The sequence below is a fragment of the Achromobacter sp. ES-001 genome (genome assembly GCF_019448355.1).
Lineage (GTDB): Bacteria > Pseudomonadota > Gammaproteobacteria > Burkholderiales > Burkholderiaceae_B > Achromobacter > Achromobacter spanius_B.
The window spans coordinates 1,511,522-1,532,272 of the sequence record NZ_CP079940.1 but is presented as its reverse complement, the minus strand read 5'-3'; the positions used below and the strand labels follow the sequence as shown (position 1 = coordinate 1,532,272).

The 20,751-nt window shown below is 64.2% G+C and carries 18 protein-coding genes; 3 read left to right on the top strand and 15 right to left on the bottom strand.

Annotation, left to right across the window (positions count from 1 at the left end; translation table 11 throughout):
* Positions 1 to 51: 51 nt before the first annotated feature.
* The 3 genes from eno to KYT87_RS06825 all read right to left on the bottom strand — a co-directional run bounded on the left by eno (position 52) and on the right by KYT87_RS06825 (position 3,483).
* The gene (eno, locus tag KYT87_RS06835) at positions 52 to 1,338 is read right to left on the bottom strand and encodes a phosphopyruvate hydratase (protein WP_046802647.1); all 1,287 of its coding nucleotides are present in this window, start codon (positions 1,336 to 1,338) and stop codon (positions 52 to 54) included.
* Positions 1,339 to 1,342: 4 nt separating this feature from the next.
* Positions 1,343 to 1,627 (bottom strand): DUF1330 domain-containing protein, encoded by a 285-nt coding sequence (locus KYT87_RS06830; protein WP_046802646.1) that lies wholly within the window; start codon positions 1,625 to 1,627, stop codon positions 1,343 to 1,345.
* A 203-nt stretch (positions 1,628 to 1,830) separates the two neighbouring features.
* Positions 1,831 to 3,483, bottom strand: coding sequence for a CTP synthase (locus tag KYT87_RS06825; protein WP_046802645.1), 1,653 nt, complete (start codon positions 3,481 to 3,483; stop codon positions 1,831 to 1,833).
* Positions 3,484 to 3,804: 321 nt separating this feature from the next.
* Here KYT87_RS06825 and KYT87_RS06820 point away from each other — a divergent pair, with 321 nt between their 5' ends.
* Complete coding sequence (locus tag KYT87_RS06820) at positions 3,805 to 4,758, top strand: hypothetical protein (protein WP_255593978.1); 954 nt, start codon at positions 3,805 to 3,807, stop codon at positions 4,756 to 4,758.
* Between the two features lie 32 nt (positions 4,759 to 4,790).
* Here the strand turns inward: KYT87_RS06820 and KYT87_RS06815 are convergent, their stop codons facing one another.
* The 9 genes from KYT87_RS06815 to KYT87_RS06775 all read right to left on the bottom strand — a co-directional run bounded on the left by KYT87_RS06815 (position 4,791) and on the right by KYT87_RS06775 (position 16,053).
* Positions 4,791 to 6,587, bottom strand: coding sequence for an aminopeptidase P family protein (locus KYT87_RS06815; protein ID WP_219991894.1), 1,797 nt, complete (start codon positions 6,585 to 6,587; stop codon positions 4,791 to 4,793).
* A 14-nt stretch (positions 6,588 to 6,601) separates the two neighbouring features.
* Entirely contained in the window at positions 6,602 to 7,447 is an 846-nt protein-coding gene (locus KYT87_RS06810; RefSeq protein WP_046802643.1) for a M55 family metallopeptidase, read from the bottom strand.
* A 20-nt stretch (positions 7,448 to 7,467) separates the two neighbouring features.
* Positions 7,468 to 8,562, bottom strand: a complete 1,095-nt coding sequence (locus KYT87_RS06805) for a P1 family peptidase (RefSeq protein WP_219991893.1) — start codon at positions 8,560 to 8,562, stop codon at positions 7,468 to 7,470.
* A gap of 175 nt (positions 8,563 to 8,737) precedes the next feature.
* A complete protein-coding gene (gsiD, locus tag KYT87_RS06800; RefSeq protein WP_046802641.1) occupies positions 8,738 to 9,637 on the bottom strand; it encodes a glutathione ABC transporter permease GsiD in 900 nt (299 codons plus the stop codon).
* A 7-nt stretch (positions 9,638 to 9,644) separates the two neighbouring features.
* On the bottom strand, positions 9,645 to 10,565 hold the full coding sequence (gene gsiC, locus KYT87_RS06795; RefSeq protein WP_046802640.1) for a glutathione ABC transporter permease GsiC: 921 nt from the start codon (positions 10,563 to 10,565) through the stop codon (positions 9,645 to 9,647).
* Positions 10,566 to 10,654: 89 nt separating this feature from the next.
* Positions 10,655 to 12,208, bottom strand: a complete 1,554-nt coding sequence (gsiB, locus tag KYT87_RS06790; RefSeq protein WP_219991892.1) for a glutathione ABC transporter substrate-binding protein GsiB — start codon at positions 12,206 to 12,208, stop codon at positions 10,655 to 10,657.
* 66 nt (positions 12,209 to 12,274) lie between these two features.
* Entirely contained in the window at positions 12,275 to 14,161 is a 1,887-nt protein-coding gene (locus KYT87_RS06785) for a dipeptide ABC transporter ATP-binding protein (protein WP_219991891.1), read from the bottom strand.
* Between the two features lie 39 nt (positions 14,162 to 14,200).
* Positions 14,201 to 15,181: an isoaspartyl peptidase/L-asparaginase family protein gene (locus KYT87_RS06780; RefSeq protein ID WP_046802637.1), complete on the bottom strand. Its 981-nt coding sequence runs from the start codon at positions 15,179 to 15,181 to the stop codon at positions 14,201 to 14,203.
* Entirely contained in the window at positions 15,178 to 16,053 is an 876-nt protein-coding gene (locus KYT87_RS06775) for a MurR/RpiR family transcriptional regulator (protein ID WP_046802636.1), read from the bottom strand. Before KYT87_RS06775 ends, KYT87_RS06780 begins: the two co-directional genes overlap by 4 nt.
* 240 nt (positions 16,054 to 16,293) lie before the next feature.
* Here KYT87_RS06775 and KYT87_RS06770 point away from each other — a divergent pair, with 240 nt between their 5' ends.
* Complete coding sequence (locus tag KYT87_RS06770) at positions 16,294 to 16,752, top strand: GNAT family N-acetyltransferase (RefSeq protein ID WP_046802635.1); 459 nt, start codon at positions 16,294 to 16,296, stop codon at positions 16,750 to 16,752.
* A 130-nt stretch (positions 16,753 to 16,882) separates the two neighbouring features.
* Here KYT87_RS06770 and KYT87_RS06765 read toward each other — a convergent pair whose 3' ends face one another.
* From KYT87_RS06765 to KYT87_RS06755, 3 genes are all read right to left on the bottom strand, one after another.
* Positions 16,883 to 17,536 carry a CoA transferase subunit B gene (locus tag KYT87_RS06765; RefSeq protein WP_046802634.1) on the bottom strand — a complete coding sequence of 218 codons (654 nt, stop codon included), beginning with the start codon at positions 17,534 to 17,536 and terminating at the stop codon, positions 16,883 to 16,885.
* Between the two features lie 12 nt (positions 17,537 to 17,548).
* A complete protein-coding gene (locus KYT87_RS06760) occupies positions 17,549 to 18,247 on the bottom strand; it encodes a CoA transferase subunit A (protein ID WP_046802633.1) in 699 nt (232 codons plus the stop codon).
* 247 nt (positions 18,248 to 18,494) lie between these two features.
* The gene (locus KYT87_RS06755) at positions 18,495 to 18,950 is read right to left on the bottom strand and encodes a thioesterase family protein (RefSeq protein ID WP_046802862.1); all 456 of its coding nucleotides are present in this window, start codon (positions 18,948 to 18,950) and stop codon (positions 18,495 to 18,497) included.
* Positions 18,951 to 19,063: 113 nt separating this feature from the next.
* Here KYT87_RS06755 and KYT87_RS06750 point away from each other — a divergent pair, with 113 nt between their 5' ends.
* Positions 19,064 to 20,710 carry an electron transfer flavoprotein-ubiquinone oxidoreductase gene (locus KYT87_RS06750; protein WP_046802632.1) on the top strand — a complete coding sequence of 549 codons (1,647 nt, stop codon included), beginning with the start codon at positions 19,064 to 19,066 and terminating at the stop codon, positions 20,708 to 20,710.
* Positions 20,711 to 20,751: the final 41 nt, after the last annotated feature.

Here is a 20,751-nt window from a genome sequence, read left to right as displayed (position 1 = left end):
GTCGTGGCGCGGATGCGATGGCGGCGTCGGGCGTCGCCATCGCGCTTCCCATCAACGCAGGTTGTAGAAAGCTTCCAGGCCAGGATACGACGCCACTTCAGCCAGCTCTTCTTCGATACGCAGCAGCTGGTTGTACTTGGACATGCGATCCGAACGGGACAGCGAACCCGTCTTGATCTGCATGGCGTTGGTCGCCACGGCGATGTCGGCGATGGTGGAATCTTCGGTTTCGCCCGAACGGTGCGACACGACGGCGGTGTAGCCGGCGCGCTTGGCCATTTCGATGGCGGCGAAGGTTTCGGTCAGCGTGCCGATCTGGTTGATCTTGATGAGGATCGAGTTGGCCACGCCCTTCTGGATGCCTTCACGCAGAATCTTGGTGTTGGTGACGAACAGGTCGTCGCCCACCAATTGCACCTTCTTGCCCAACTGGTCGGTCAACAACTTCCAGCCGTCCCAATCGTTTTCGGCCATGCCGTCTTCGATCGAGATGATGGGGTACTTGTCGCACCAGGTGGCCAGCAGGTTGGTGAATTCCTGCGAGGACAGCGAGATGCCGCCTTCGCCGGCCAGCGTGTACTTGCCGTCGCGGTAGAACTCCGAGCTGGCGCAATCCAGGCCCAGGGCGATCTGCGTGCCCGGCTCGTAGCCGGCTTCGGTGATGGCCTTCAGGATCAGCTGGATGGCGGCTTCATGGCTGGGGACGTTGGGGGCAAAGCCGCCTTCGTCGCCAACGGCCGTGGACATGCCCTGGCCGTGGATCAGCTTTTTCAGCATGTGGAAGACTTCAGCGCCCCAACGCAGGGCTTCGCGGAAGCTGCCCGCGCCCACCGGCAGAATCATCAGTTCTTGCAGGTCCAGCGTGTTGTTCGCGTGCGCGCCGCCGTTGATGACGTTCATCATCGGCACGGGCATGCTCATGGGGCCGCTGCCGCCGAAATAGCGGTACAGCGACAGGCCCGATTCGTCGGCGGCGGCGCGGGCCACGGCCATGCTGGCCGCCAGGATCGCGTTGGCGCCCAGGCGTTCCTTGGACTCGGTGCCGTCCAGCTCGATCAAGGTGCGATCGACGAAGGTCTGTTCCTGGGCGTCCAGGCCCATCAAGGCTTCGGAGATTTCCGTATTCAGGTTCTCAACGGCGCGCAGTACGCCCTTGCCCAGATAACGGCTCTTGTCCCCGTCGCGCAGCTCGATGGCTTCGCGGGCGCCGGTGGATGCGCCGGACGGCACGGCCGCACGGCCCATGGCGCCGGATTCCAGCAGCACATCGCATTCCACGGTGGGGTTGCCGCGCGAATCCAGAATCTCGCGGCCGATGATGTCGACGATTGCACTCATGACTTTACATTCCCTGAACGATAAACATATTCATGACGGCCGCGCCCTCGCGGGCGTTGCGGGCACGGCGGTACTGCCAGGAGTCGTAGAAGGCCTGGGCGGCGGTCATCGACGGAAATTCCATGACGACGGTGCGGCCAGGCTTACGGCCCTCAAGGTGCTTGGTCTCACCGCCCCGCACCAGGACCTTGGCATCGTACGCGCGCATGGCGAGCGTGGACAGACGCTTGTAGTCCTCGTATTGCGCGGGCTTGGTCACCGTGACTTCGGCGATGATGTAAGCACTCATGGGGTTCCTTCAGAGCAGTGGCGTTGAAAGGGGGTGGGCGCCGGATACGGCAAAGCCGCCAGTGTCGCGCAAAGCGGCCTGGCGACACCTGTCCGATGCTAATTGGTTGTATCCGAAAGAAGCGCCGCCGCCTAGTGCGGCGCTGGAGAAATGGGCCGCGGCCCCGAGGATCCGCTTACGGAACTCGAGACCGCGAACCGGCATTACGCCTCCTGACCGCGACGAGACTTCTGCTCGATGGCGGCGCGGATATAGCTGGAGAACAACGGGTGGCCATCACGCGGGGTCGACGTGAACTCCGGGTGGAACTGCACGCCCACGAACCACGGGTGGTCGGGCAATTCCATCATTTCCGGCAGGTTTTCGGTCGGCGTGCGGGCGCTGATCACCATGCCGGACTCTTCCAGTCGCGGCACGTAGACGTTGTTGACCTCGTAGCGGTGACGGTGACGCTCGTTCACTTCGTCGCCGTAGATGGTCTGCGCGCGGGTGCCCGGCTTGATCGGCACGCGCTGCGCGCCCTTGCGCATGGTGCCGCCCAGGTCGGACGAATTGTCGCGCTTTTCGACCTTGCCTTCGCGGTCCATCCATTCGGTGATCAGTGCCACCACCGGATGGGGCGCCGACGGGTCGAATTCCGTGCTGTTGGCGCCACCCAGGCCGGCGACGTGGCGCGCGAACTCGATGACGGCCAGTTGCATGCCCAGGCAGATGCCCAGATACGGCACGCCGTTTTCACGGGCGTAGCGGATCGCGGCGATCTTGCCTTCGGTGCCACGCTTGCCGAAGCCGCCCGGGACCAGAATGGCGTCCAGATGCTTCAGTTGGTCGGTGCCGCGGGTTTCGATGTCTTCGGAATCGATGTATTCGATGTTGATCTTCGAGCGCGTGTGGATGCCGGCGTGAACCAGCGCTTCCGTCAGCGACTTGTACGATTCGGTCAGGTCGACGTACTTGCCGACCATGCCGATCGTCAACTGGTGCTGCGGGTGCTCCAGCGCTTCGACCAGGTTGTCCCACATGGACAGATCAGCCGGCGGCGGGGTCAGGCCCAGCGCTTCGCAGACGATGTTGTCCACGCCTTGCTTGTGCAGCATGGCGGGAATCTTGTAGATGGAATCGGCATCCCAGACGGAGATGACGGCGTCCAGCGGCACGTTCGAGAACATCGAGATCTTGGCGCGCTCGTCGTCCGGGATGGGACGGTCGGCGCGGCACAGCAGCGCGTTCGGGTAGATACCGATTTCGCGCAGCTTCTGGACCGAATGCTGCGTAGGCTTGGTCTTGAGTTCGCCGGCGGAAGCGATGAACGGCACCAGGGTCAGGTGCACGAAGGCCGCGTTGTTGCGGCCCATGCGCAGGCTCATCTGGCGCGCGGCTTCCAGGAAAGGCAGGGACTCGATGTCGCCCACGGTGCCGCCGATTTCGACGATGGCGACGTCCGTGTTGCCGTTCCAGCCCGCTTCGGCGCCACGGGCGATGAAGTCCTGGATTTCGTTGGTGATGTGCGGAATCACCTGGACAGTTTTGCCCAGGTAGTCGCCACGCCGTTCCTTGCGCAGCACCGATTCGTAGATCTGCCCGGTGGTGAAGTTGTTCACCTTGTGCATGCGAGCGGAAATGAAACGCTCGTAGTGGCCCAAGTCCAGATCGGTTTCGGCGCCGTCTTCCGTGACGAACACTTCACCGTGCTGGAAGGGGCTCATCGTGCCCGGATCGACGTTGATGTACGGATCGAGCTTCAGCATGGTGACCTGCAAACCACGCGACTCGAGAATGGCGGCGAGCGACGCAGCGGCGATGCCCTTGCCCAGGGAAGACACCACTCCGCCGGTGACAAATACGTATTTGGTCATCGTAATGAGCACCCGGGACGAGCGGGCGCGTGCGGGAAATTTGGATTATAGCCGGGAGGCGGAAGTTATTTGGGTTTTCCCCTAGCGATGACGCGTAACATTTGGCAGCACTCAAATGCCCGCCCTGGCGCGCCGCATTCACGTGGGCCGAAGGCGCCGTGATATGTTCGATCCCTAATTTTCGACCCCGCTTTTCTCAACCTTCCGCCACCGTCGATGACCCCTTCCACGTTTCCTGCCTCCGCGCCGCCTTCCCCGACATCCCCTCCCGCGGCCCCTGCTTCGACTCATGGCCCCGCTTCGCTTGCCTGGCGCCTGGCGTTGACCGCCGTCATCGTGCGCCTGGCTTATGGTGCGCTGGTGCAGGGCTACACCATGCTGGCCTTGCCGCAATTCGACCAAATGCGCGAGATGTACAGCCAGCCGCAATACCTGATGCCGCTGCTGACCAACATCCTGGCGTCCGCCGTCATGGTCGGGTTGACCGTGTGGGGCACGATGCACGGCTGGCTGCGCCGCCACAACACCACGGCGGTGGACGAGCCGCGCAAGCTGTTCGGCACCTTCATCGCCTTGCAGCTGATCTACACCTTGATGGTGTCGGCCGCCACCGCCTACCTGCACAACGTGGGCATGCACTTCGTCATGGAAAACCGCGACGCGCTGACCCAGCAGTTCGGCCTCGAGCTGACCGGCCAGTTCCTGACCATGGCCCTGCTGTTTCGCGTCGTGAATATCGTGCTGGAAATCGTCGGCATGTGCCTGGTCGTGCGCATCGCTGCCTGGACCGTGCAACGCAAGGGCGCGCCGGGCGCACCCGCTTACGGTCGACGGCATGCGGCCTGGATCGCCGGGTTGTCCATGCTGGCGTGGCAGTTGACCGTATCGATCGCCGCGGGCGGCTACCTGCAAATGATGTTTCTGGATGCCGGTTGGACGGCCTTCGTGTCGGGCTATCTGGTGCTGCCCGCGCTGCTGCTTGCGCTGTGCGTCGTCACGTGCCTGAAGGCTTTGCCGCGCCACATCGGCCGCGCCCGGATGGGGCGCGCGGTGGCCCATGGCAGCCTGGCCTTCTGGCTGGCGCAGGCGGCCGGCATCGGCCTGGCCTATCTGGCCGTCAACGCCATGACATGGAGCCAGATGATGCGCGCCGCACAGTCTTATTCGGCAAGCGCCGCCGTGCTGGCAATCTACGCCGCGCTGCTGGTGATGGGGTGCATGGCCGGCGCCCTGGCGCTGTACTGGGGCGCCAGGCAGGCGGCGAAGTCGGGCTGAGCGTTGTCGCCGGCCCCGCCCTGGCGACCGTCCTATGCGCTGATCGGCGCGGTGCTGCGTTCAAGCCAGGCCAGGGCCTCGCCTTGCACCAGCGGCGACAGTCGCTCGAACACCGTCTTGTGATAGTCGTTCAGCCACGCGATTTCGTCGGCGCGCATCAGCGACACCTCGATGCAGCGCGTGTCGATCGGGCATAGCGTCAGCGTTTCAAAGCACAGGAATTCGCCCAATTCCGACGTCAGCCAGCTGCGGTTCGCAACCAGGTTTTCAATGCGCACGCCCCAACGGCCCGGGCGATAGATACCGGGTTCGTTCGACGTGATCATGCCCGGCTCCATCGCGGTGTGCGGGCCCGGCATGGCGCGGTACGAGATCACTTGCGGGCCTTCGTGCACGTTCAGGAAATAGCCCACGCCGTGACCGGTGCCATGGCCGTATTCCGCCCCGCCTTCCCAGATGGGCGCGCGCGCAATGGCGTCCAGCATGGGCGACGGCGTGCCGCGCGGGAACGACGCGCGCGACAACGCGATCATGCCCTTGAGCACCAGCGTGAAGTCCACTTTCTGATCGGCGCTGGGCGTGCCCACCGCGACCACGCGCGTGATGTCGGTGGTGCCGCCCAGGTACTGGCCGCCCGAATCGATCAGCAACAGGCCATCGCCTTCGATGGTGGCATGCGATTGCGGCGTGGCGCGGTAATGCGGCATGGCGCCGTTGGCGTTGAAGCCGGCGATGGTGGCAAAGCTGGGGCAGACGTAGGCCGGGCGGCGGGCGCGGGCGGCGGTGATCTGCTCGTCGATCGTCAGTTCGGTAATGGTTTCCTTGCCCAGCGCGCCTTCAAACCAGGAAAAGAATTCACACAATGCGGCGCCGTCTTGCGCCATCGCCTGGCGCACATGGGCCAGTTCGGCATCCGTCTTGCGCGACTTGAACAAGGTGGACGGGTTGATTGCTTCAATGCGCGGCACGGCGGGATCCATGGCGTGGAACACGCCGCAGGTCACACGCGCCGGATCGATCAGCAAGGTCTGGTCCAGTTCCAGCGAGGCCAAGGCGTCGGCCGCCTGCGCATAGCCCGCCACTTCGACGTCATCGGCGGCCAGCGTGGCGCGCAGGGCGTCGTCGATCTTGCCGTCCGCCACGAACAGCGTGGCGTGGTCCAGGCCGATCAGCGCATGGCCAACGAACACCGGGTTGTAGTCCACGTCCGCGCCACGCAGGTTCAGCAGCCAGGCAATGTCGTCCACCGTGCAGATGAAATGCACATCGGCGCCGTGCTCGCGCATGGCGTCGCGCACTTGCGCCAGCTTGTCGGCGCGAGTCACGCAGGCTTCGGGCGCGACGTGCTCGTAGATCTTTGCGTCGGGCAGGCCGGCGCGGTCGGTCCAGATGTCGTCCAGCAGGTCTATGCGGATTTCCAGCGTGGCGCCGGACTTGGCGGCAGCGGCCGACAAGGCGCGAAACGCGCCCAGGCCCAGCACCTGGCCGTCCACGCCGATGACATCGCCCGCGCGGGTGTTGGCGGCCAGCCAGTCGACATGGCCGGGCGTGGACGCCAGCGCAATCTTCATCAACTGCACGCCGGTGCCGGCCAGTTGCGTCTCGGCCTGCACCCAGTAGCGGCTGTCCACCCACAGGCCGGCAAAGTCCGCCGTGACGACCAGCGTGCCAACCGACCCCGTGAAGCCCGACAGCCAGCGCCGCCCTTGCCAGCGTGCCGGCAGATACTCGGACAGGTGCGGGTCCGAGGACGGGACGATATAGGCGGACAGGCCGCGGCGGCTCATGGCCTGCCGCAGTTGGGCGATACGGGCGTCGGTGCTAGACATGGGGGATGGGATCCTTAGCGCAACATGAAAGACATGGCGGCCAGGCTGTTCAACGTGCGGACGGCCGACTGCATGCTATCCACGTTGAATCGCACGGTGACGCCGTCCACGCGTTCCAGCGTGGGCCACATGCAGAACAGGTCGGCCAGCGCCGCGCTCTGTGTCTGCAACCGGCATTCTATAGGGGCGGGAATGCGGAAAGGAACGGGTTTCGGATCGGCGGCGGAAGTGGCCTCGCTCTTGAGCTTGCGCACCGCGGTTTCGGCCGCGGCGGCGATGGCGCGGCGCGAGGCGGCGGGCGACAAGGTCACGCCGCTGCCCTGGCCGTGCGCCACTTTGGTCTGCACCCATTCAGCGCCGGGGAACGTGTCGCGCGTTTCCGCGATGAACACGTCGTCGCCCGTGCCCAGGATCACGGGCACGCCCATTTCGCCGGCCAGCGCGCCGTACAGGCCCGCTTCGCCCAGCTCCATGCCGTTGATCAGCACGCGCGCGAAGGCAAAGCTGTTGATCGTGTGCGCCAGGATGCCGCGCCCTTGCGAACGCGAGTGGTAGCCGATCATGAAGACGGCATCGCAGCCCTCTTCCAAGCCGCCCATCATGCCCAGGTAACGCGGCTTGCCCAGCACCAGGCGCGCGCGTTCGTCCAGGCCATCGGGCAGCAGGTTGCGAAACCCGCCGTGCGAATCGTTGACCAGGATTTCTTCGGCGCCACCGGCAATGGCGCCTTGCACGGCCGCGTTGGCCTCGGCGGTCATCCAGGCGCGGGCGCGCTCGTATTCGCCATTGCCGGCGCGGACTTGCTCGGCGTGAAAGACGCCGGCGACGCCTTCGATATCGGTGGAAATCAGGATCTTCATGGGGTCAGCCTTCAAGGAATTCAGAATGCGGAGTCGGACAGCCATTGGCGCCACTGCGGCGCTACGTCGCGGATGGCCGCGCGGTGATGGCCGCTGCGCCCGGTCACGGCGTCGGCGTGCCACAGCGCGGCGATGATGGCTTGTTCGCAGGCCTCGGCGGCGGCTTCGAACAAGGGGTCGATACGGGTTTCGTGCAGCATCGCCACGGCGGGCATCGGCTGTTCGGCCAATTGCGGCACGGTGTACGCGGTGGAAAAAGCCAGCGCGATGTCACCGCTGCCGTGGCCGAACACGGACCCGGTGCGCGCCAGGCCCGCGCCCGCGCGCAGCGACAAGCGGCGCAATTGGCGCGAGTCCAGCGGCGCGTCGGTAGCCAGCAGCAAGATGATGGATCCCTTCTCCGGCACAATCGCGGCGTTCTCGCCTTGCTGTGCCAAGCCCTGGTCCAGCTGGTCGGCCAGACGACGCCCAAACGGGCGGCCCGCCACGGTCAGGTTGGGCAAGCGGCCGAAGTTGGCCAGCACCAGCGCGCCAACGGTGTGACGCAGGCCGGGCTGGATGGACGCCACGCGGGACGCCGAGCCGATACCCCCCTTGAACGAGAAGCACGACATGCCGCGCCCGGCGCCTACCGCCCCCTGCGCAAACGATTTCGCGGCGCTGGCATAAGCGTCGGCGTAATGCGATTCCTGCACGGCCAGCGCCTGGATGTCGTTCAAATAGCCGTCATTGCATTCGAACACCAGCGGGTTCACGGTGGCCATGCCGCGGCCGATCTCGGGGTTGGCCGCGATGGCCTGGCGGATCTGCGCGTTGGCGACGGTGCCCACGCCAAAGGTGTTGGTCAGCGCGATGGGGGTTTCCAGCACCCCCAGCTCTTGTACCTGAACCAGGCCCGTGCTTTTGCCAAAGCCGTTCAGCACGGTTGCCGACGCAGGAACCTTGTCCAGAAATGGGTCGCGGGCATGTGGGCGCACGACGGTGACGCCCGTCTGCTGCGCGCCGTCGGCCAGCGTGTGATGGCCGACGGTGACGTCGCCGACGTCGCAAATTGAATCCAGCGGCCCTGACGGCAGTACGCCGATGCGGGGCATATCCAGCGCTTGTTTGTTCATGATTGCCGCGTGTTGCCACGCTCCTTAATGCAAAACGCCGCCGCCCTTCGGAAAGGGGCGACGGCGCGGATAGTGCCCCACGCCGCGCCGCTTTGGGCGGTCCGGCGCTCCGGCGGCCCGGCGGTCCGGCGGTCCGGCGGCCCGGCGGCAGGGCTTTCCTATTTACCCGCGGGTATCACTTGCGGTCGATCTTCGGGTCGAGCGCGTCGCGCAGGCCGTCGCCCAGCAGGTTGAACGCCAACACCGTCAGGAAGATCGCCAGGGCCGGGAAGATGGCCACGTGCGGAGCGATGACCATGTCGGCGCGCGCCTCGTTCAGCATGGCGCCCCACTCGGGCGTCGGAGGCGATGCGCCCATGCCCAGGAACGACAGGCTGGCGGCGGTGATGATCGACGTGCCGATACGCATCGTGCCGTACACCACGATCGGCGAGATCGTGCCGGGCAGGATGTGGCGCATGATGATCGTCCAGTCGGACGCGCCCACGCTCTTGACGGCTTCGACATACGTCATCTGCTTGATCGACAGCGTGTTGCCGCGCACCAGGCGGGCAAACGCCGGCACGCTGAACACGGCCACGGCCACGATCACGTTGACCATGCTGGAACCCAGGATGGCCACCACGCCAATCGCCAGCAGCATGCCCGGAAACGCCAGCAGCACGTCCGAGATACGCATCGTGATGCGTTCCCACCAGCCTTCGTAGTAACCGGCCATCAAGCCCATGAAGGTGCCGACGATGGCGCCCATGGCCACCGACAGGAAGCCCGCGGCCAGCGAGATCCGCGCGCCCATGACAATGCGGCTGAAGATGTCGCGGCCCAGCGAATCCACGCCCAGCCAGTGGGTCAGCGACGGGCCGGCGTTAAGCGCGTCGTAGTCGAAGAAATTCTCGGGGTCGAAGGGCACGATCCACGGCGCAAACGCCGCGACCACAACCAGCAACAGCACGAACATGCCGGCGCCCACGGCCAGCTTCTGCTTCTTGAATTTGCGCCAGAACTCGGTGGCGGGCGTACGCACGTCGTTCTTCGGAACGGCGGCGACCATCGTGGCGGGTGTCGGATTGCTCATGGCCGCCTCACTTGTAACGGATGCTGGGATTGATGACGCCATAGAGCACGTCGACAATCAGGTTGATCAAAATGAATTCCAGCGAGAACAGCAGCACCAGGCCCTGGATCACCGGATAGTCCCGCTGGGTCACGGCATCAACCAGCAGGCGGCCAAGGCCGGGCCAGTTGAAGACGGTTTCCACCACGATCGAGCCGCCCAGCAAGAAGCCGAACTGCAAGCCCATCATGGTGACTACGGGAATCAGCGCGTTGCGCAGCGCGTGCTTGATGACGACGCGGCGCTCGGTCAGGCCCTTGGCCCGGGCCGTGCGCACGAAGTCTTCCTGGATGACTTCCACGAACGAAGCGCGGGTAAAGCGCGCCATCACGGCGGCCACCGCGGCGCCCAGCGTGATGGACGGCAGGATGTAGTGTTGCCAGGTCGAGGCGCCCACGGTCGGCAGCCAGCCCAGGTTCACGGAGAACACCTGCATCAGCATCATGCCCAGCGCGAACGCGGGGAACGAAATGCCCGACACCGCCAGCGTCATGCCAAGTCGGTCAGGCCAGCGATTGCGCCAGACCGCCGACACGATCCCGATGATCATGCCGAAGGTCACGGACCACACCATGCTGGCAAGCGTCAGCCACAGCGTGGGCATGAAACGGTCGGAAATCTCGGTCGAGACGGGGCGCTTGGTACGCAGCGAGGTACCCAGGTCGCCTTGCAGCATGTGGCTGAAGTAGCGCACGAACTGCTGCGGCAGGGGCAGATCCAGCCCAAGTTCCTTGCGCACGAGCTCAACGGTTTGCTGGTCGGCCTCCTGGCCCGCGGCCAGTCGCGCCGGGTCGCCCGGAAGCATGTGCACAAACAGGAACACGACCACGGCTACCAGCAGCAGCGTGGGGATCATGCCCAGAAGACGTTTGACGATGTAGGTCAGCATTGAAATTCCTGCAACATCGGCGGGGACACCGCGCCCCCGCCGTATGTGGCCTTACAAGGGCCCGAAGGCCCCAAGAGTGACTGCTAGGTTTACTGCTTCAGGTCGATGTCGCCGAACCAGAACGAGGTGTCCGGTTCCACGTACACGCCCGACAGGTTCTTGGACTTCACGTACAGGTTGTTCTGGGTCATCAGGAAGGCCCACGGGGCGTCCTTCCAGATGGTTTCCTGAACGCCCTTGTAGATTTCAGTCTTCTTGGCGCGGTCGGTCGTGGCCAAGGCTTCCTGAACGCCGTCGTCCACCGCCTTGTTCGAGTAGTACGACACGTTGTTCAGCACCGGCGGGAAAGCGGCGGTGGTCAACAGCGGACGCAGGCCCCAGTCGGCTTCACCGGTCGAGGACGACCAGCCGGCGTAGTACATGCGAACCTTGGCATCTTCCGGCTTCTGCACTTGCTGCACACGCTGCACGCGCTGACCCGATTCCAGCACTTCAACCTGCACCTTGATGCCGACTTGCGCCAGCTGCTGTTGCAGGAACTGAACCACCTTCACCGAGGTGCCGTCGTTATAGGCGGACCACAGGGTGCTTTCGAAGCCATTGGGGTAGCCGGCTTCAGCCAACAGGGCCTTGGCCTTCTTGATGTCGTACGGCCACGGGCCGGTCTTGTGGGCAAAGTCCACGCCCTTGGGCACCACGCCGTCCACAATGGTGGCGTAACCCGAGAAGGCGACCTTGGCCAGCGCTTCCTTGTTGATGGCGTAGTTGATGGCTTCGCGCACCTTGACGTTGTCGAACGGCTTTTGCTGCGTGTTCATCGACAGGTAGCGGGCCATGATCGAGTTCTGGTGATCGACCACGTCCAGCTTGTCGTTCTTCTTGAGCACGGCGGCTTGTTCGAACGGCACCGGGAAAGCGAACTGCGCTTCGCCCGTCTGCACCACGGCGGCGCGGGTGTTGTTGTCGGTCACGGTACGGAAGGTCAGCGTGTCGACCTTGGGGTAGCCCTTCTTCCAGTAGCCGTCGAACTTCTTGACCTTCAGGTATTCGGCCGGCTTCCATTCGACGAATTCGAACGGGCCGGTGCCCACCGGGTGGAAACCGATTTCCTTGCCGTACTTGGCCAGGGCGGCCGGCGAGATCATCATGGCGGCCGGGTGGGCCAACGCGTTGATGAAGGCCGAGAACGGCTTCTTCAACGTGATCTTGATGGTCATCGGGTCAACCACTTCGGTCTTGTCGATGACGCTGAACTGGATGTAGCGCGACAGGCGGTTTTCCGGGTTGGCCGGACGATCGAAGTTGATCTTGACCGCTTCGGCATTGAAGTCGGTGCCGTCGTGGAACTTCACGCCGGGACGCAGCTTGAACGTGTAGACCAGGCCGTCTTCGCTGACGGTGTAGTCGGTGGCCAGCACCTTCTGGACCTTCAGGTCTTTGTCGAATTCGAACAGGCCTTCGTAGTAGGCCTTGCCGGCAGCCTGGTTCAGCGTGCTGTTGGTGTTGTACGGATCAAGCGTTTCCAGTGCGATGGAGACGGCAAACGTCACGTCCTTGGCAGCGTGCGCCAACGGCGAAGTGAGCACACCGAAGGCCACCGCGGCGGCGGCCATCAGCTTGGTGGGGCGCAGAACTTTCATCATTGCAACTCCTGGTTCCAAAAAGGAATTAGGGGGTTTGGTGGAAGAAAAATAGGTACGACAACGGAATCAATACGCGCCGCCGACCGGATGGCGGGCAACGAAGTGATCGGTTCCAACCTGCACCAGCGGCTGCACCACCGGCTCGTCGCCGAGCTTGCGGATCGGGCTGGGGATTTCATCGGACAACAAGGTGCGCTTCAGGTGGCGACGCGCCGGATCGGCGATCGGCACGGCCGACATCAGCTTCTTGGTGTACGGGTGCTGCGGATTTTCAAAGATGGCGCGGCGCGGGCCGATCTCAACGATCTGGCCCAGGTACATCACCGCCACGCGGTGGCTGACGCGTTCCACCACGGCCATATCGTGCGAGATGAACAGGAACGAAATGCCCATGTCGCGTTGCAGGTCGATCAGCAGGTTCACGATCTGGGCTTGAATCGACACGTCCAGCGCCGACACCGACTCGTCCGCGATCACGACCTTGGGGTTCAGCGCCAGCGCGCGCGCGATGCAGATGCGCTGGCGTTGGCCGCCCGAGAATTCATGCGGATAGCGCTGCGCCATTTCAGGCGGCAGGCCCACGCGTTCCAGCAATTCCGACACGCGGCGTTCGGCTTCCTTGCCCTTGGCCACGCCGTGCACCAGCAGCGGCTCCATGATCGAGAAGCCGACGGTGACGCGCGGATCCAGCGAGGCGAACGGGTCCTGGAACACGAACTGGATGTCGCGGCGCAGGGACTGCAATTCGTTGTTCTTCAGGCTGACGATGTCGCGCCCGCCGAACTTGATCTCGCCCGCCTGGCTATCGACCAGGCGCAGCAGCGACCGGCCGGTGGTGGACTTGCCGCAACCGGACTCGCCCACCAACGACAGCGTTTCGCCGGGGTACAGGTCGAAGCTGACCTGTTCGACCGCATGCACGCGGCGCTGCACGCGGCTGAGAATGCCGCCGCGCAGGTCAAAGCGGGTCACCAGGTTGCGCACCGACAGAATCGGTTCGCGCTTGGCGGCCGGCACTTCCTGCGTGCTGGTGATGCCAGGCTCGGCCACGGGCTGGGCCTGGCCTTCCACTTGCAGCAGCGGGAAGCGCGCGGGCAGATCGGTGCCTTCCATGGCGCCCAGCTTGGGCACGGCCGACAGCAGCGCCTTGGTGTAGGTGTGCTGCGGCGCCGAGAACACTTGTTCAGACGGGCCTTCTTCAACCTTGTCGCCGCGGTACATGACCAACACGCGGTCGGCCACTTCAGCCACCACGCCCATGTCGTGGGTGATGAACACCACGCCCATGTGCATTTCTTCCTGAAGCTGACGGATCAGTTGCAGGATCTGCGCCTGGATGGTGACATCCAGCGCCGTGGTCGGTTCGTCGGCGATCAGCAGCGCGGGCTTGCAGGCCAGCGCCATGGCGATCATCACGCGTTGGCGCATGCCGCCCGACAGTTGATGCGGGTAGCGGTCCAACACGGACCTGGCTTCCGGGATGCGCACCTGTTCCAGCATGCGCAGCGCTTCGGCGCGCGCGGCGGCGGCGTCCTTGCCCTGGTGCTGGCGGATCGATTCGGCGATCTGGTCGCCGGCGGTGAACACCGGGTTCAGCGACGTCATCGGCTCCTGGAAAATCATGGCCATGTCGGCGCCGCGCACATTACGCATGACGCGCTGGCTGGAATTGGCCAGGTCGATCACGGCACCGTTGCGGCGGCGCAGCGCCATGTGGCCCTGGGCGATGCGCCCACCGCCATGTTCCACCAGACGCATGAGCGCCAGGGACGTCACCGATTTGCCCGAACCCGATTCGCCCACGATGGCCAGGGTTTCACCCCGGTCCACATGGAACGACAGGTTGCGCACGGCTTCGACCGTGCGCTCGGAACCCACGAAGCGCACCGTCAGGTCGTCGACCTGGACCACGCGGTTTTCCGGCAGCGCCAGGCTGTTTGCGCGATCAACCATCTTTATTAATCCCCAAAATCAAAACAGAACCCGTCACGCTTATCGGTAGATAGCGGTGACCGGCTTTTCGCCAACGCGGGCGTAACCGCGATACATGCCTTCCGTGTTGAACGGCAAGGCCACATTGCCCTGGGCGTCAACGGCCACCAGGCCGCCCTTGCCGCCGATGGTGGGCAGTTTTTCCATCACGACGCGGTCGGCCGCCTCTTGCAGCGACGCGCCGCTGTATTCCATCTGTGCCGCCACGTCGTAAGCGGCGACCATGCGGATGAACATCTCGCCGGTGCCCGTGGTGGATACCGCGCAGGTCTTGTTGCTGGCGTAGGTGCCGGCGCCGATCAAGGGCGCATCGCCCACGCGGCCGACCTGCTTGTTGGTGATGCCGCCGGTCGAGGTGGCCGCGGCCACGTTGCCTTGCGCGTCGACTGCCACCGCGCCCACCGTGCCGAACTTCTTGTCGGCGTCCAGCGGGTCGGCGGGTGCGGGCTGGCCGCGCGCGACCATGGCCTGGCCGTCGTGGTCGAGCACGGCGGCGTCAGGCGTTTCGCGCTGCACGCGCAGCAGTTGTTCGCGGCGGGCGTCGGTAGAGAAATAGGACGGATCCACGATCTCCAGGCCTTCGGCCTTGGCGAAGGCTTCAGCGCCCTCGCCCACGAACAGCACGTGCTTGCTGTTTTCCATGACTTTGCGCGCGGCAAAAATGGGGTTGCGCACGCAATTGACGTTGGCAATCGCGCCCGAACGCAGCGTGGCGCCGTCCATGATGGCGGCATCCAGTTCGTGCGTGGCGGCGCTGGTGAACACGGCGCCGTGGCCCGCGTTGAACAGCGGGCAATCTTCCAGCAGGCGCACGGCTTCGGTAACGGCGTCCAGGGCGCTGCCGCCACGGGCCAGCACGGCCTGGCCGGCCGTCAGGATGGACTCCAGGGCGGCCAGGTATTCCTGTTCTTTCTCGGGCGACATGGCCGCGCGGGACATCGCGCCGGCGCCACCGTGAATGGCAATCACGGGTTGAATCATCGTTTACCTACTCCATGGATAAGCCACGGCATCACGGACTGGGTCACCCCAGCGGCTGCCGCAACGGAATTCTTGGCCCGATAGGCCACGGCCGCGGACAGGGCTTCGATGAGGCCCAGCGCGGCGGTTTCGGAATTGGGAATCAGCTGGCGCGCGGAAAACGCGTAGAGCACAACGGAGGCCGTCGGCGCCAACGGCGATGTGGGCTTGTCGGTCAGCACCAGCACCGGCACGCCGGCCTGCTTGGCGGCGGCGGCCAGCGTGACCGTGTCGGCCAGATAGCGAGGGAAACCGATCGCGATCACCAGGTCGTTGGACGTCATGCGCGACATCTGCCGAGCCGCGTGCGACACGCCGCCGGGGCCTGCCAGCGATTCAACGGAATGCAGGTGCATGCACAGGCCGCGTTGCAACAGGCCGGCCAGGAAACCGCTGGCGCCGAAACCGATGATGAACACGCGTTCGGCCGCCAGGATCGCCTGCACCGCCTGCTCACAGGCCGCGGAATCCAGCGACTGCAAGTTGCGTTGGGCGTTGCGGATGTCTTCTTCCAGCGTGGCGGCAAAGATTTGCACGGCACTGGCGGAATGGGCCAATTCGGTGCGCAGCTTTTCCACGGGTTCCAGCGCGGCTTCGAAGCCACGCGCCAGTTCGGCACGGAACTGGGGGTAGCCGGGCAGGTCCAGCGCGCGCGCAAAGCGATTCGCCGTGGCCACGGATACGCCCACTGCCGCCGCGAATTCGTCGATGGTCATGGTGGCGACGCGAAACTGGTGCGCCAACACGTATTCGGCCATCTTGTGCTGCGTCCGGCTCAGCGCGGGCTGGGCCCGGGCGATCCGATCAGCGATCGTAAGTACGGCCTTGTTCATCGTTTGCGGGGGTTCGGCTTATCTGGCGATTGTGTAAATCTGTTTACACGCAAATTTTAAATAAGAAAATTCCTTTTCATACTCAGGGTATACCCGTGAATTTATGTAACAACGCTGGATAGGTCGGAATGGGAGGCGAAGCGCAAGCCGGATAGACACCGAAAAAAAACGGGGCCGCTTTGAGGTACGCTATCGGCGCTCTGCTTTCCCCTTATCGACCCGCTGACTTGGACTGCCGCAATGCCCGACTGGATCTGCAAACCCCACCAGGAACTCACCGTGCCCGAGATCTACGCGATTCTTCGGCTGCGCACGGAAGTGTTCGTCGTTGAGCAAAATTGCGTTTTCCAGGACATCGACGGCAAGGACCTGATGGGCCAGACGTCGCACCTGATGGCATGGCAGGACGGGCAGCTGGCCGCGTATTGCCGCATCCTGGACCCGTCGCTGAAAGACGGGCAGATTGAAGTCGGCCGGGTGATCACCGCACCCTGGACGCGCGGCCAGGGCCTGGGCCACGAGCTGATCCGCCACGCCATGGCCGAAGTGCGCCAACGCTGGCCTGGCCGCGCCATGTATCTGGGCGCGCAGGCGCGGCTGCGCAACTACTACGGCGGGCACGGCTTTGTGCAGGTCACCGAGGAATACATTGAAGACGGCATCCCGCATGTGGGGATGCGCCTGGACGCGGCGGCGTAGCGCCTCGCGCCACGCCCCCCCTACCGCGGAAATGAAAACGCCCCTTTGCGGGGCGTTTTCATTGGTGCATAGGGTCGCCTACGAGGGTCGCCTACGAGGGTCGCCTACAAGGGTCGCCTACAAGGGCCGTTTACTTGACCGAAGACACGTCCAGCTTGGCCAGCGTCTTGGACTGGATTTCGTCCACCGTGACGCCCGGCGCCGTTTCCAGCAGCTTCAGGCCGTTTTCGGTGACTTCCATCACGCCCAGGTCGGTAATGATCAGGTCGACTACGCCCACGCCCGTCAGCGGCAGATTGCATTCGGGCAGCAGCTTGATGTCTTCGGTGCCGTCTTTCTTCTTGGCCACGTGCTCCATCAGGACCACGACGCGGCCGACGCCGGCCACCAGGTCCATCGCGCCGCCCATGCCCTTGACCATCTTGCCGGGGATCATCCAGTTGGCCAGGTCGCCCTTTTCGGACACCTGCATCGCGCCCAGGATGGCCAGGTTGATCTTGCCGCCGCGGATCATCGCGAACGAATCGGCCGACGAAAAGATCGACGAGCCCGGCAACGTCGTTACCGTCTGCTTGCCGGCGTTGATCAGGTCGGCATCGACTTCATCATCGGTAGGGAACGGGCCAATGCCCAACAGGCCGTTTTCGGATTGCAGCCACACCTCCACGCCCTTGGGCACGTGGTTGGCAACCAGGGTCGGCAAGCCGATACCCAGGTTCACATAAAAACCGTCTTGCAGCTCGCGCGCGGCGCGCGCCGCCATTTCATCGCGGGACCATGCCATGTCGTCTTCTCCTTAGGCCGGGCGAGTGGTGCGTTGTTCGATGCGCTTTTCCGGCGTCGTGTTCAGCACGATCCGTTGCACATAGATGCCGGGCAGGTGGATCTGGTCGGGATCCAGGCTGCCGGTGTCAACGATCTGTTCAACCTCGACCACCGTGAACTTGCCGGCCATCGCGACGTTCGGGTTGAAGTTGCGGGCCGTCTTGCGGAACACCAGGTTGCCGCTGCGGTCGGCGATGTGCGCCTTGACCAGCGACACGTCCGGCACCAGCGAACGTTCCATCACATATTGCTGGCCGTCGAATTCGCGGATTTCCTTGCCGTCGGCCACGATGGTGCCCACGCCCGTGCGGGTGAAGAAGGCGGGAATGCCCGCGCCGCCTGCGCGCAGCTTTTCCGCCAACGTGCCCTGCGGGGTGAATTCAAGTTCGAGCTCGCCGGACAGGTACTGGCGTTCGAATTCCTTGTTCTCGCCCACGTAGGACGCAATCATCTTGCGCACCTGACGCGTGTTCAGCAGCTGGCCCAGGCCAAAGCCGTCGACGCCCGCATTGTTGCTGATGCAAGTCAGGTCCTTCACGCCCGAATCGCGCAGCGCGGCGATCAGGGCTTCGGGAATACCGCAAAGGCCGAAACCGCCCACGGCGATCATCTGACCGTCCTTGACGATGCCTGCCAGCGCCTCCTGGGCGCTTGCAAAAACCTTGTCCATCGCTCCAACTCCTAGTTAAGGTCTAACCGAAGAGAGCCCGCCCCGCCGCTTGCGCGGTGTGTCCCATGGGATCAAAGAAAGCCGGGGTGAGCCCTGTTTTTCCTGGAGCGCGGCTGCCGGCGTCGGCCCCAGATGGCATCAAGACACTGCCCGATGTCTCCGGGTTGCGGCGCCGAGGGTGGCGCGCCCCTTTATTTTTCGTGATTTTGCGCTTGATTTTAACGGTATGACGGGCGTTTTAGCGCCGTTATTCTGACGCCGCCGCCTGGAATTGCGTCGCCATTTGGGCCAGCACTTCGGGCGGCCACGGTGCGGACGTATTGGCCACGTAATCCATCCAGACTAGCACGTTGCGACCGCGCGCATAGGGGCCGGCGTCGTCGCCGACCTTCTCAAGCAGCAGCTCGAATTCGGCGCTTGAGCGGCCAATGCGCGTGACTTTGTGCGTGACCCGGACCGTAGCCGGGTAGGTCAGCGGACGCAGGAAATCGCACGAGGCGTGGGCCAGGATCGCGCCATTATCGGCGGGCAACGCAAAGCCCGCGTCGTACAGGATCTGCATGCGAGCCTCTTCCATGAGGCGGAAATACAGCGTGTTGTTCAGATGATTCAAGGCGTCAGAGTCGCCCCAACGCAAAGGCAATTCGGTCTGATGGGTATCGCCCACCGCCAGAATCCGCGCAGACAGATTGTCCGGGTTCACCAATTACTCCTGAAGACTAAAAGAAATACGAAGGCATACACGGCCTCCGCCTGCAATACAATCGCCGATATTACTTCCAGCCAAATATGGAATACATACGGGGAGCTTTGCAAATGTCTGAACGCGAGTCGATGGAATATGACGTGGTCGTGGTTGGCGGTGGACCCGCCGGCCTGGCCACCGCAATCCGTCTAAAGCAGCTGGCCGCTGAAAAGAATCAGGAAATCGGCGTATGCGTGCTTGAGAAGGGCGCGGAGCTGGGTGCGCACATCCTGTCCGGCGCCGTCATGGACCCGTTGGCGCTGACCGAGCTGATTCCCGACTGGAAAGAAAAAGGCGCGCCGCTGAACGTGCCGGTCACGCAGGACAAGTTCATGTTCCTGTCCCAGACCGGCGCGCGCACCACGCCGAACTGGCTGCTGCCGCCCTGTTTCCACAACGAAGGTAACTACATCGTCCGTCTGGGCGACGTCGTCAAGTGGATGGGCGAGCAAGCCGAAGCGCTGGGCGTGGACATCTTCCCGGGCTTTGCCGCGGTTGAAGTGCTGTACGACGAAAACGGCGCCGTCCGTGGCGTGGCCACCGGCGACATGGGCGTGGCGCGCGACGGCTCGCACACCGACCACTACCAGCCCGGCATGGAACTGCATGCCCGCTACACCGTGTTCGGCGAAGGCTCGCGCGGCCAGCTGGGCCGCCAGCTGATCGAACGCTTCAAGCTGGACGACGGGCGCAACCCGCAGTCCTACGGCATCGGCATCAAGGAAATGTGGGAAGTGGACCCGGCGCAATCCAAGCCCGGCCTGGTTATCCACACCGCCGGCTGGCCGCTGGATTCCGACACCTACGGCGGTTCGTTCCTGTACCACCTGGACAACAACCTGGTGGCCGTGGGCATGATTGTCGGCCTGGACTACGCCAACCCCTGGCTGTCGCCGTTCGAAGAATTCCAACGCTACAAGACGCACCCCGCCATACGCGGCACGTTCGAAGGCGGCAAGCGCATCGCCTACGGCGCGCGCGCCATCACGGCGGGCGGCTTGATGTCGCTGCCCAAGCTGACCTTCCCGGGTGGCGTGCTGGTGGGCTGCGAAGCCGGTTTCCTGAACGCCTCGCGCATCAAGGGCAGCCATGCCGCCATCAAGTCGGGCAAGATGGCCGCCGAAGCCGCGTTCGACGCCTTGCTGGCCGACCGCCGCCAAGACGAACTGGCCGCGTATCCGCAGGCCTTCGAAGCGTCCTGGCTGCACACCGAATTGAACAAGGCCCGCAACTTCAAGCAGTGGTTCAAGAAGGGCCGCACGGTGGCCACCGTGATGACCGGGGTCGAGCAGTTGCTGCTCAAGGGCAAGATGCCGTGGACCTTGCGCCACAACAAGCCCGACCATGCCTGTCTGCAACCGGCGTCGGAATGCGCGCGCATCGACTACCCCAAGCCCGACGGCAAGCTGACGTTCGACAAGCTCAGTTCGGTGTTCATTTCGAACACCAACCATGAAGAAAACGAGCCCGTCCACCTGACCTTGAAAGACCCGTCAGTGCCGGTGCAGGTGAACCTGGCCAAGTACGGCGGCCCGGAATCGCGCTACTGCCCGGCCGGCGTGTACGAGTTCATCAAGGACGATCACGGCGAGGACCGCTTGCAGATCAACGCGCAGAACTGCGTGCACTGCAAAACCTGCGACATCAAGGACCCCACGCAGAACATCGTCTGGGTGGCCCCGCAAGGCGGCGAAGGGCCGGTGTATAGCGGTATGTAATCCTGGCCGGGCGCATCCCCAGCAACAAGGCACCTCTTGGG